Origin of the sequence: Streptomyces dangxiongensis (assembly GCF_003675325.1) — a bacterium.
In the GTDB taxonomy this organism is placed as follows: domain Bacteria; phylum Actinomycetota; class Actinomycetes; order Streptomycetales; family Streptomycetaceae; genus Streptomyces; species Streptomyces dangxiongensis.
The window spans coordinates 326,480-338,650 of sequence record NZ_CP033073.1 but is presented as its reverse complement, the minus strand read 5'-3'; the positions used below and the strand labels follow the sequence as shown (position 1 = coordinate 338,650).

Below are 12,171 nucleotides of genomic sequence, written 5' to 3'. Positions count from 1 at the left end.
GCGGCCGGTCATGTGCCGTCCCGCAGGACGGTGGCGGCGTACTGGGGGTTGCGGGCCACGAGGTCGCGGTGCGCGCCGGTGCCGACCACCTTGCCGTCGACGACGAACGCCACCTCGTCGGCCTGGTCCAGGAGCAGCGGGCTGGAACTCATCACCACGGTGGTCCGCCCGGCGCGGGCCTGCCGAAGCCGCCGGGCGACGCCCGCCTCGGTGAGCGCGTCCACCGCGCTGGTCGGGTCGACCAGGATCAGCACGGGCGCCTCGGACGCGACGGCCCGGGCCAGCCGCAGCCGTTGCCGCTGTCCGCCCGAGAGGGTGCTCCCCTGCTCCGTGAGGACGCTGCCGAGGCCGTCGGGCAGCGCGTCCACGACGTCCTCGGCGCCGGCGGTGTGCAGCGCGGCGGCCAGTTCCTCGTCCGTGCGGCCCGCGGCGAGCTCGTCACGGAGCACTCCCGAGAAGAGCGTGTCGCTGTTGCGCACCACCAGGATGTGCCGGCGCACCTGTTCCACCGGCAGGGTGTCCAGCGGCACCCCGCCGTACGTCACCACGCCCTCGCGGTAGCGGCCGAGCCGCTCCGCGATCTCGGCGTTCTGCTCCGGGGTGGCGGACACGACGGCGGTGAGCCTGCCGTGGCGCGCCGTCAGCCCGGTGGCGGTGTCGAGGAGGTCGGGCGCGTCCGGCAGGCCGGCCGGTGCGGTGCCCGCGGTGGGGTCGGGTTCGACGGCGAGCACCCGGACCACGCGCCCGGCGGCCACGTTCGCGCCGACGATCACCTGCACGGCCGAGGTCACGGTCCGCATGGGCAGCACCAGGAACGCCGCGTAGCCGTAGGCGGCCACCAGGTCGCCGGGGGAGATGTCACCGGCGAGGGCGAGCCGGGCGCCGGCCCAGACCACGGCCACCACCAGCACGCCGGGCAGCAGGACCTCGGCGGCCGGGAGCACCGACTCCACCTCGGCGACCTCGACGCCGGCCTGCCGCAGCCGCTGGGAGTCCGTGCGGTAGCGCCCCCGGAAGGCCTGTTCGCCGCCGATGCCGCGCAGTACCCGCAGGCCCGTCACGATGTCCGAGGCCCGCCGGGTCAGTTCGCCCTCCAGCTCGCGGTACCGCCCGACGCGCCGGTGCAGGGGGCGCAGCAGCGGGCCCGTGCCGGCCAGGAGGACGGGCACCCCGAGCAGCACCAGCCGCCCCAGGGGCAGCGAGGTGGACAGCAGGACGACGGCCACCACGACGATCGTGACCGCGCTGCCGGCGCCGCGGGCCACCGCGCCGGGCAGCGCCCCGATCCGCGTGATGTCGGCGGTGCCGACGGTCACCATGTCGCCGTCGGCGACGCGGTCGCGCAGCCTGCCGCCCAGGGTGACCGCCTGCCGTACCACGAGACGGACCGTCAGGTAGTTCGCCTTCAGCCGCCCGACGGTGTCGCACCGGTGCCGCAGCACGCTGCCCGCGGTGGTCAGCAGAGCGAGCCCGAGGACCACCCCGGTCCAGGCGAGGAGGCCCCCGGTGTCCTTGTCGCTGATCGCGTCGACGGCCCCGCCGACGGCCAGCGGGGTGAGTCCCATGCCGGCCATCCACAGGCAGCCCCAGAACACCCCGAGCGTCGCCGTACCGGCCTGCCGGCGCAGCAGCCAGAGCAGATAGCTCCGGGGCGACCGGAGATCGGGTTCTCCGGTGTCGGGCAGTGGATCGTTCCTCGGCAACGCACTTCCTTCTGACGTGTCTCGGTGGATTCGGGGACCAGGGCGCGAGCCGGCCGGGTGGCCGGCGGGAGACGGGCCGCGGGGCTACTCGCTCACGCCCGCGAGGGCCCTCTCACCGAGGCGGCGGAGCGCGTCCACGACCTCGTCGGGACGGTCGAGGTGGTAGAGGTGCCCGCCGTCGAAGCGGCGCACGCCGGCCGGCGCGGCCGACCAGGCGCGCCACTGCCCGGCGTGCTCGTCCGTGACGCCGAGGTCGTCCCTGCCCCGCCAGGCGTGGACCGGGCAGGGCAGCACGGCGTCCGCGGCCGGCGGGCGGTAGTGGTCGCACAGGGTGAGGTCGGCGCGCAGGGGGCGGGCGACGATGGGGACCAGCTTCTCGCTGGCGGCCACGTAGTCCGGTACGGCACCGTGTTCGGCCAGCTCGGCCACCAGCTCGCCGTCGCTCATCGCCGCCGCCCCGGTCGGCGCCCCCTGGGCGTCCGGCGCACGGCAGGCGGAGGCCACGAGCCCGACGGGCCACGACCCGTACCCGGTACCGAGGGCACGCGCCAGCTCGTAGCCGAGCAGGGCGCCCATGCTGTGCCCGAACACGAGATAGGGCAGGTCGAGCCGGGCGGCCAGTACCGGGACCAGTTCCCGGACGACCTCCTCGGTACGCGTCGCCGGCTCCTCGCGCCACCGGTTCTCCCGCCCGGGTAGCTGTACGGCGACCACGGCGATCCCGGGGCCGGCCAGCTCCTGCCACTGACGGAACTGGAAGGCCCCAGAACCCGCGTGCGGCAGGCACACCAGGAGCAGCCGGGCCGTGGCCGGCGGCTGCCACTCGACGAGCCCGCGCCGGTCGCCCGCGCTCACCGGACCGCCCCGCGCCCGTCCAGGGCGTCGGTGAGGTCGTCCGCCAGGTCCCGGCAGACCAGCCGCAGTTGTTCCGCCGCGTAGAAGTGGCCGCTGGGGTAGCGGCGTACGGTGGCGGTCTCCCGCGTCTCGCCGGCCCAGGCCCTGAGCCCCGCCAGCGCGACCCGGTCGTCCCGCTCACCCGCGAAGACGGAGAGGGGACACGCCAGCCGGGGCGCAGGCCGCGGGACGTATCCCTCCAGCCAGGCGAGGTCGGCCCGCAGTACGGGGAGCAGGATCTCCAGGAGCTGCGGGTCGGCGAGCGCCTGGGCCGGTGATCCGCCCAGGCCCGACACCCAGGCGAGCAGCTCCGCCTCGGGCAGCCCGGACAGCGCGGGCCGGGGCCGCCCGGAGGCGGGGTGCTCCATCCCCGACACGGCCAGCAGCGCGGGGCCCGGCAGCCGGTCACCGGCGGACAGCGTGCGTGCCACCTCGAAGGCGAGGAGGGCGCCCATGCTGTGCCCGAACAGGGCGTAGGGCCGCGAGCCGTGCGCCGCGACATCGGCGCCGATGGCGTCGGCGATCAGGGCGGGGTCCACGCACGGCGGTTCGGTGATGCGGTGCTCGCGCCCCGGGAGCTGGACGGCCACCACCTCGATCCCGTCCGGCAGGGCCGCGGGCCAGGGCCGGTAGGCCGAGGCCGCGCCGCCGGCGTGCGGGAAGCAGTACAGGACGGCGGGTGCCTCGGGCCGTGGCCGGGGGCGCACCAGTTCCCGCGCGGGCAGCGGGCGTGCGGTGGGGGGAGAGGGCATCATCGCGGCGCGTTCCCGGCGGGCTCAGGAGCGCGGCTCAGCGGCCGGCCACATGCGTTCGGCCTGCCGGTACAGCAGCTCCGAGCCGACCGAGCGCCGTCGGCACAGTTCCTCCAGCAGGCCGCTCTGGCGCACCGGTTCGGAGTCGGCGTCGAACTCGGAGCCGGTGAGGTGCTTCAGCCAGGGTTCGAGGCCCATGGCGTACGCGTACACGTGCCGGGCGCCCACCTGCTGGGCCAGCCGGTCCGCCATGGCGGCGTCCGAGCCCTTCAGCCGCCGCGACTGGTTCTGTTCGCGCGTCAGCTTGGCCTCCATCAGCGGGCCGTAGAGCCAGCTCAGGGAGGCGCCGACGCACTCGAGCCCGACGAACAGCGCGTCGACCTCGCCGACGATGTCGCGCACCCGGTCGTAGAGGGCGGGCTCGATCGGCGTGATGTCGGTGGCGAACATGAAGGAACGGCCGAGCGCGCGGACCAGCGGCACCATCTTGGTGCGGATGTCGAGGTCGGCGTGCTCCCCGATGAAGGGCAGGCCCATGACGTCCAGTCCCTCGGCGGCCCGGTGGATGTCCAGCTCGCCCAGCTCCACCACCCGGCGGAAGCCCAGGGCCTCCAGCATCACCTTCAGGCTGGGGTCCTGGAGCGTGCCGCCGGAGGCGCGCGGGACCACGATCGTGCCGATGCGGGTGCGCAGTTGGAGGAGCGTCTCCAGCGAGAAGTGGTCCGAGTGGAAGTGGCTGATCACCACGGCGTCGATGTGGTGGGGCAGGTCCGCGAGGGCGAAGTGCTCGTGCCCGTCGTCGGAGTAGCCGACCAGCGGGTCGAGCAGGACGCAGCCCGCCGAGGTCTCCACCAGGACCGTCGCGTGCCCGAAGTAGCGCATGCGGACCTGGCCGTCGGGGACCGGGTCCGGGGTGCGGGGGGTCTCGTCGTGGAAGAGCGCGTCGAAGCCGGCCGTCGCGGCGGCGTCCAGGCCCAGCCGCTCGGCCAGTTCCCGGGTGTCCACGGGCTGGAGACGGGCGGCGAACACGTCGTCCCACACGGCGGCGGAGAACGGTACGCCGATGTCGAGGCGCTCGGGCGAGGGCAGCACGGGGCTGCCGTACACGAAGGGCTGGTCGCGCGGCGGGGCAGCGGTCAGCGACAGGGTCTGGCCGTGCTCCTCGAACGCGGGGGAGCGGTACAGCAGCGACTCGAAGAAGCGGAAGGAGGGGTGGTTGGCCGTGTCGTACACCAACTCCACGCAGCCGCGCAGCGATTCGGGGACCTCGGGGTACAGGGACTCCAGGGGGCCGCCGGTGGCCCGTTCGGCCAGCAGGGCCCGCAGGCGGTCGATGTCGTCCGCGAGGGTGAGTCGCGCCTGCGCGTCCCGCAGGGTGGCGTCGAGCAGTGCCTGCACGTCGGCGGTGCCCGCGCTGCCCGGGTTGAGGAACGGTCCGCCGTAACGGGCCGGGTCCGCCAGGGCGTTGCGGTGCAGCGCCGGGGACATGACGTAGTTGCGGAGGATGGGAAGCAGCCTCTCGCGCAGGTTCAGTGCTCCGGTGTGCGGTGCCAGGAGGTAGGGCCAGGCGTACCAGCGGTGCAGCAACGGCTGCGCGACGACGGAGGCACGAAGATGGCGTTTCTGGATGACGGGCACGCTGCGTTCCCTTGCGAGTCGAGGCCGGTGGTCAACGGGGGTCGGCTCTTGTGGTGTCTTCGAAATCCGGATCCGGCCCCGTGGTGAATGGGCGGCACAGGCCTGGGACGAGAGATTCGTACCGCGCCACCGAACAAATGGGCCGGCATACTCCCCCGTTCCCCCGCGAGGCTCTCGATCCGGGCGTTCGAGGCTGGATTTCCGCCCTTTATCGCCGCAGGATTTCGTGCTGTAGTGCTGAGGCTTAGCTTTCGACTGTAGTCATGATCCTCAAGGGCCTGCCACCGATTGCTCATGTGACGTGCGTCACATGGCGACGTCGTGTGTGTGCGTGATTGACTGGCAAGAAGTTACGGGTGGTCATGCGGTGAAGCTCTCTTCACTACTTCCTTTCCTGGAGAGCGCGTGACCCGAAATCCTCTTCTTGAGGCCGGCGCGCGGGGAACCCGCTGCATGACCGGTCATGAAGTGCACCTTGACACGGGGTGCAGGCCTACGTGAAACTCTGCGACCTGTTGCAGGGGGAACGAGAGGGATATGTCGGACGGTACGGAGCGTCGTGGCACTGCGTTGGTTTCTGGCGCCTCGTCCGGATTCGGTGCGCGCATCGCGCAGGTGTTGTCTGCGAGAGGATACGCAGTCATTGCCCTCGCCCGCCGCGCCGAACGGCTCAAAACGCTTGCCGAAGAGGATCCATATCGAGCCATTCTCCCTGTGGTCGCCGACGTGCGGGACCCGGACTCCCTGGCCAGAGCCCTCGCGGAGCTACCGGTCGAATACCGCGACATTTCGGTGCTTGTGAACAACGCGGGCCTGTCGAAGGGCTTCGGCCCGCTCCAAGAGGGCGGCTCGCCGGAGTGGCGTGAAATGATCGACACAAACGTCACAGGTGTGCTGAATCTGACCGAAATCGTGCTGCCCCGGCTCGTCGCGCGTGGCGACGGACACGTGGTCAACGTCGGATCGATCGCCGCCGAGTACCCCTACCTGGGCGGCAACGTCTACGCCGCCACGAAGGCGTTCGTCCACCAGCTCTCCCTCAACATGCGCGTCGACCTCCAGGGCACCGGGGTGCGGGTCAGTTGCGTCGCGCCCGGCATGGCGAGGACGGAGTTCGCCCAGGTCCGCTACGAGGGGGACGAGACGCGCGCGGCGGCCCTCTACGCCGGCGTCACCCCTCTCACGGCCGACGACGTGGCCCAGGGCATCGCCTGGTGCCTGGACCGGCCGCCGCACGTCAACGTCAACATGATCGAGCTGATGCCCGTCGACCAGCCCTTCGGACTGGGCTTCGCGGGAAACCGGAACGGCGGCCCGGGCGCCTGCGGCGAACCCGATGCTTCGTGATCCGCAGGCCGGTGACCGGCCCGGCCCCGGCGGAACCGGGGTCGACGCCCGGCCCCGGCCGGCCGGCCAGGAGGTCTCGGTACGGCGGGCGCATCCCGGGGACGCCGTGGAGCTGGCCCGGATCTCCGCGCCTTTCGCGGCCGCGGACCGGCTGCTCAGACGCTCGCCGGACACCTTCGCGCGGCACATCGACGAATTCCTTGTGGCGGTCCACGAAAAGACGGATCACGAAAAGGCGCTCCGCGAAACGGCGGCCCATGAAACGGTGGCGCACAGGACCACCCTCGCAGGCTGCATGGGACTGCTTCCGGTGCCGCACTGCCTGGTCATATACAACCTCTGCGTCTCGCCGGAGTTCCAGGGCAGAGGAATCGGCCGGGCCCTGCTGCGTCACGCCGCCCGGCGGGCGGCCGACAGCGGACGTGCCCGCATTCTCGCGGCCTCGAAACACGGGGGCGCCTGGTTCACGCGGCATGGCTTTCAGGAGATCGACCCGGACTCCGCCCCAGAAGAATGGCGGCGCCTGTCCCCCTCCGGCCGCAAGTCGTCTCTCTATTGTCTGCGACTCGATGACCGGTAACACTGGGGCCATTGCTTCAGGATGATCAGGGAGTGGAAAATTGATTATCTGCGGACTCAAGCTCACGCACGACGGAGCGGTGGCCCTGATCGACGACGATCGCCTCGTTTTCAGCGTCGAGATGGAAAAGATAGGAAACGGTCTGCGCTACAGCACCGTCTCCGACCTCAGTCAGATCCCCGGAATTCTCGCCGATTTCGGCTACAAGCCACGGGACGTCGATGAATGGGTCGTCGACGGCTGGGACGGCGACGTCTCGGGCGTGGTCTCCCTGCTGAGTTCCTCCGTCCCGGTGGAACTGGCCGTCGGACCCTACCGGGAATCGGCGGCCTGCCCCGACCTGGCCGCGCCGGGGGCATCCGGTGAGTTCCCGATGGACGGCCGCTCCTACCCGTACACGAGCTACGCGCACGCCGCCGGTCACCTGGCGAGCGCCTACTGCTCCAGCCCCTTCGCCCGGCGGGGCGAGCCGTCGTTCGTGCTCGTCTGGGACGGCGGACTCTTCCCGCGCCTGTACTGGGTCGACCCCGACACCGGCGTGGAGAACCTCGGCGAACTCTTCCCGCTGCTCGGCCACGCCTACGCCATCGCCGGCCACCACTTCGGCCCGTTCCGCCGCGAGGTCCAGTCACCGACGGTGGACGACCTCTCGGTGGCCGGCAAACTGATGGCGTACATCGCGCTCGGACAGTCGCACGAGGACGTACTGACCGCGCTGCGCGAGGAGTTCCACCGGGTCTTCGAGAGCGACCTGCCGGAGTCCGTGGAGTACCGCCGGGCGGTCGGCGGCTACGGCAGCCTCTTCGAACCGTCGGTGCCTCCCGTCCACACGTTCTTCCAGGCCGTACGCGACCGGGTGGAGCCCCAGGGCATCGCCGACGAGGACGTCCTCGCCAGCGTCCACACCTTCTTCCAGGAACTCCTCCTGGAACGCATCGCCCAGAAGGTCCGCGCGGCGCGCGGCACCGGGCCGTGGAACCTGTGCTTCGCCGGCGGCTGCGCCCTGAACATCAAGTGGAACAACGCGCTGCGCGCCCTCCCGGAGTTCGCCGACGTCTGGGTACCGCCGTTCCCCAACGACTCCGGCTCGGCGATCGGCGCCGCCGTGCTCGGCCGGGCCCGGCACGAGGGCCTGCGCCACGTCGACTGGCACGTACGGCTGGGCCCGGCCCTCCAGCCCAGCCCGCAGGCACCCGACGGCTGGACCGCGACGCCGTGCACCCCCGCCGAACTCGCACGGGAGATCCACGAGTCGGGCCGGCCCGTGGTCGTCCTCCAGGGGCGCGCCGAGCTGGGACCACGGGCCCTCGGGGGCCGCAGCATCCTGGCCGCGCCCACCCGGGCGGAGATGAAGGACGAACTGAACCGGGTCAAGGACCGCGAACCCTACCGCCCGGTCGCCCCGATCTGCCTCGTCGAGGAGGCCCCGGCCGTCTTCGCCCCCGGCACCCCCGACCCGTACATGCTGTTCGAGCACGAAGTGCGTCCCGAATGGCTCGACCGGGTCCCGGCGATCGTCCATCTCGACGGCACGGCACGGCTCCAGACCGTCTCCCGGGACGACGACCCCTTCCTGGCGGAGGTGCTGACCGCCTACCACCGGCTCAGCGGCGTCCCCGTCCTGTGCAACACCAGCGCCAACCTCAACGGACACGGCTTCTTCCCGGACGTCGCCTCCGCCATGGCCTGGGGCAGGGTGGACAGGATCTGGAGCGACGGGGTGCTCCACCACCGCAGGGGCGCCTGATCCGGCACCCGTCCGTGGCCGGCACGGCGGCCGGGGGTGCGGAACGCGAGGCGCTGCGCACCGTGGGGGCCCTCGTCGGCGTCCTGCCGGGGATCAGCTCCCTGTACGGCGGTGCCGTGGTCGTCGTCGCCGGGCGCGCCGTGCTCACCCCCGGCGCGCTCGGCGAGGCGTTCGCCCAGGACCTCGCGTTCCTTCGGTACAGCGGCGCCCGGCCGGTCGTCGTCCACGACGCCGGCGCCGAGCCGGTCCGGCGGGCCCCCGGCGAGGACGAGGGCACCGCCCTGCGCACGGTGGCCGCGGGCCTGGTGCAGCGTCGCCTCGTCGGCCTCGTCAACGCCCACGGCCCGCTGGCCGTCGGCATCACGGGCGAGGACGGCCACACGCTCACCCGCACGGCCTCGGGCGACCTCGTGGCCGACCCCGGCGTCCTGCGCACGCTGCTCGACGACGGGCGCGTCCCCGTGGTCGCCGCCGTCGCACACGGTGAGCACGGACCCCACCCCGCCGACGTGGTGACGGCGGCCCGCCTGCTCGCGACCCACCTGAGCGCCCGCCGACTCCTGCTGCCCTCGGACGCGGAGCCGGCCGGCCCGGCCGGGGCGACACTGCTCGACATGGCCGTACCCCACGTCCTGCTGCGGACCCTGTACGGCCTGGACACCCCGACGCCGGACGAGGTGGGCGGGGCCCACACCCACGCTCCCCGCTCCTCGGAGAACCCCACGGACCGGTGGGTGGCGGAGGAGGCCCGGGAGGGAGCGCCTACGGGCCCCGGCGTCCGGAAGCTGCCGCGGGTCGGCCGGCGGTAGCGAGGTGGGGCAGGGCGCGTCCGCGTAAGCGGCGCGAGTCCCGGGCGCCGGAACGTCCGCCGGCCGGGTGGCGGGGACACGCCGACAGGCGGGGGCCTGCCACCACCGGCGCCGGGCTGCCGAGCGGCCGTCGTCGGCGCCCTGTTGCCGAGCCGCCACCCTCGGCGCCCTGTTGCCGAGCTGCCATCTCCGGCGCCGTGCTGTCGAGCCGCCATCATCGGCGTCCCGCTGCCGAGGCATGGCTACCGGCGTCCCGCTGCCGAGCCGCGGCCGCGACCGCCTCTCGGCACGCCGTGCCCGTCTTCCCTGCCCTCCCCTTCCCGCGGGACACCCGGTGCTGGGGAGGGGTAGAAGTGGAGTGTCGGCCGGAACGGTGAGGTGAGCGCTCCATGGGTCGTGTGTCCGGTGTCCGGGACATGGGGGCCGGGGTAGGTCGCGGGACCCTTCCCGGCGCGTCCCCCCGGCCGCCCTAGGTCCCGTACCGCATCGTGGGTGCGGCTGCTGACCTGCGGGAAGTCCGTGTCACCCGACTGCGCGGTGCGGCGGGCACACCGGTGAGGCCGGCGGGCGGAAGGAGCGAGTGCGATGACAGGAGCGCGGCGGCGCCCACAGCGGGCGGACCGTCCGGAGGGCGGCGCGGTGGACCCGAGCGGGCTGATGGATCTGCTGGGCGTCGCCGCGGTGCTGCTGGAGGCCGACGGCAGGATCGACATGTGGAGCCCGCAGGCGGAGGAACTGTTCGGCTACACCCGCAGCGAGGCGGTCGGGCAGTACGCGGCGCTGCTGCTCCTCCATCCCGAGAACCAGGACGCGGCGGTCACCCTGTTCGCCGACGTGATGGCGACGGGCCGGGGCTGGGCGGGGGCGTTCCCCGTCCGCCACAAGGACGGCAGCTCCCGGATGGTCGAGTTCCGCAACATGCGGCTGACGGACAACCTCGGCGACCACTACGCCCTGGGACTGGCCACGGACCGCACCACCCTGCGGCAGGTGGAGCGCAACCTGGCCCTGTCCACCCGGCTGGTCACCCAGGCCCCGATCGGGCTGGCCGTGCTGGACAACGACCTGCGGTATCTGGCCGTCAACCCGGCCCTGGCGGCCATGCACGGCGTTTCCGAGGCCGGCCACATGGGCCGTGACTTCCGCGAGGTCCTGTCCGGCGCACCCTTCCTGGACGCGGAGGCCGTGATGCGGCAGGTCCTCGCCTCCGGCGCCCCCGTGGTGGACCGGCAGGTGGTGGGCCGTACCGCCGCCGACCCGGAGCGCGATCACGCCTGGGCGGTGTCGGTCTACCGGCTGGAGGACCACCACGGGCACGTACTGGGCATCGCCATCATGGTCGTCGACGTCACCGACCGCTACGAGGCGGCCCGCAAGGCCGACCAGGCCCAGCAGCGCCTGCGTCTCGTGGCCAACGGCTCGTCCCGGATCGGCACCACCCTGGAGGTGGAGCGGACCGCGCGGGAACTGGCCGACGTCGTCGTGCCGGACCTGGCCGACATGGTCGCGGTGGACCTCCTGGACTCCGTCCTGCAGACGGGCCGTCCGGACGTCGGGGAGGGCCCGGCGCTGTTCCGCGCCCTGGCGGTGAAGACGGCCTACCCCACCGCCGCCGCCGACGCCATCGTCCCGCCCGGCCGCCTCACCACGTACCACGCCGACCACCCGGCGGCCCACTGCATCCGCACCCGCCGCCCGCACCTGATCACCCATCTGGAGGATCACGCCCGTATCGCCTCCGACCCCGAGGCCGCCCACCTGCTGGCCCGGGCCGGTGTCCACTCCGACATGGCGGTCCCGCTCATCGCCCGCGGAGAGGTCATCGGGGTGATGGGCCTGGCCCGCGCCCGCAACCCGCAGCCGTTCGACGACGACGATCTGGCCCTCGCCTGCGAGCTGGCCTCCTCCGCCGCGCTGAGCATCGACAACGCCGTCCTGCACCAGCACATCCGCAGCGCCGCCGAGACCCTCCAGCGCAGCCTGCTGCCCAGGCTCTCGCCCCGCCATCCCGGTCTGGACGTCGCCGCCCGGTACCGGCCGGCGCAGGCCTTCAGCGAGGTCGGCGGCGACTGGTACGACGTGATCCCCCTCGACGGCGACCGCACCGCGCTCGCGGTGGGCGACGTCATGGGCAGCGGCATCCCGGCGGCCACCGCCATGGGCCGCCTGCGCACCGCCACCTCCACCCTCGCCGACCTCGACCTGGACCCGGCCCGGATCCTCACCCACCTCGACAAGATCACCCACGGTCTGGACCCGTACATCGCCACCTGCGTGTACGCGGTCTACGACCCCCACCGGGCCCTGCTGCACGTGGCCTCCGCCGGCCACCTGCCCCCCGTGCTGATGCGCGCCGGCAGACCGCCCGAACTCCTCGACCTGCCCACCGGCATCCCGCTGGGAGTAGGCGGCGTCCCCTTCGAGACGACCACGCTCGGCCTGGAACCCGGCGACCAGCTCGTCCTCTACACCGACGGGCTGGTCGAGACCCGCGACGACCCCATCGACGAACGGCTGGAGGACCTCCTGCGTCTCCTGGCACCGCGTGACCGCTCCACGGAGGTCACCTGCGACCGGCTCCTGCGGCAGTTGCGCCACCCCGCCGGCCATGACGACGTCGCCCTCCTCATCGCCCGCGCCCAGCCCCTGTCGGCCCGGTGACGGCCGCGACGCCGGACATCCGTCCGCGCCCGTACGTCAC

The 12,171-nt window shown here is 73.0% G+C and carries 9 protein-coding genes; 5 read left to right on the top strand and 4 right to left on the bottom strand.

Annotated elements, in window-relative coordinates:
* Positions 1-8 precede the first annotated feature (8 nt).
* The 4 genes from D9753_RS01950 to D9753_RS01935 form a co-directional block, all read right to left on the bottom strand.
* On the bottom strand, positions 9-1,703 hold the full coding sequence (locus D9753_RS01950) for an ABC transporter transmembrane domain-containing protein (RefSeq protein ID WP_240467999.1): 1,695 nt from the start codon (positions 1,701-1,703) through the stop codon (positions 9-11).
* A gap of 84 nt (positions 1,704-1,787) precedes the next feature.
* Entirely contained in the window at positions 1,788-2,558 is a 771-nt protein-coding gene (locus D9753_RS01945; protein WP_163010590.1) for a thioesterase II family protein, read from the bottom strand.
* Positions 2,555-3,352: a thioesterase II family protein gene (locus D9753_RS01940; RefSeq protein ID WP_121785428.1), complete on the bottom strand. Its 798-nt coding sequence runs from the start codon at positions 3,350-3,352 to the stop codon at positions 2,555-2,557. Before D9753_RS01940 ends, D9753_RS01945 begins: the two co-directional genes overlap by 4 nt.
* A gap of 21 nt (positions 3,353-3,373) precedes the next feature.
* Positions 3,374-4,987: an MBL fold metallo-hydrolase gene (locus D9753_RS01935; protein WP_240467998.1), complete on the bottom strand. Its 1,614-nt coding sequence runs from the start codon at positions 4,985-4,987 to the stop codon at positions 3,374-3,376.
* Positions 4,988-5,524: 537 nt separating this feature from the next.
* Between D9753_RS01935 and D9753_RS01930 the strand changes: the two genes are divergently transcribed.
* The 5 genes from D9753_RS01930 (at position 5,525) to D9753_RS01910 (ending at position 12,131) form a co-directional block, all read left to right on the top strand.
* Positions 5,525-6,334: an SDR family NAD(P)-dependent oxidoreductase gene (locus D9753_RS01930; RefSeq protein WP_121785427.1), complete on the top strand. Its 810-nt coding sequence runs from the start codon at positions 5,525-5,527 to the stop codon at positions 6,332-6,334.
* A gap of 106 nt (positions 6,335-6,440) precedes the next feature.
* Positions 6,441-6,914 carry a GNAT family N-acetyltransferase gene (locus D9753_RS01925; RefSeq protein ID WP_121785426.1) on the top strand — a complete coding sequence of 158 codons (474 nt, stop codon included), beginning with the start codon at positions 6,441-6,443 and terminating at the stop codon, positions 6,912-6,914.
* A 40-nt stretch (positions 6,915-6,954) separates the two neighbouring features.
* Positions 6,955-8,661: a carbamoyltransferase N-terminal domain-containing protein gene (locus D9753_RS01920; RefSeq protein WP_121785425.1), complete on the top strand. Its 1,707-nt coding sequence runs from the start codon at positions 6,955-6,957 to the stop codon at positions 8,659-8,661.
* Between the two features lie 14 nt (positions 8,662-8,675).
* Entirely contained in the window at positions 8,676-9,470 is a 795-nt protein-coding gene (locus D9753_RS01915) for an amino acid kinase family protein (protein ID WP_121785424.1), read from the top strand.
* Between the two features lie 585 nt (positions 9,471-10,055).
* Entirely contained in the window at positions 10,056-12,131 is a 2,076-nt protein-coding gene (locus D9753_RS01910; protein WP_121785423.1) for a SpoIIE family protein phosphatase, read from the top strand.
* Positions 12,132-12,171: the final 40 nt, after the last annotated feature.

What these genes read in the sequence shown, in the direction of transcription:
- D9753_RS01940 (WP_121785428.1), bottom strand. Translation starts at nt 3,352, where the DNA reads ATGATGCCCTCTCCCCCCACCGCACGCCCGCTGCCCGCGCGGGAACTG.
- D9753_RS01930 (WP_121785427.1), top strand. Translation starts at nt 5,525, where the DNA reads ATGTCGGACGGTACGGAGCGTCGTGGCACTGCGTTGGTTTCTGGCGCC.
- D9753_RS01910 (WP_121785423.1), top strand. Translation starts at nt 10,056, where the DNA reads ATGACAGGAGCGCGGCGGCGCCCACAGCGGGCGGACCGTCCGGAGGGC.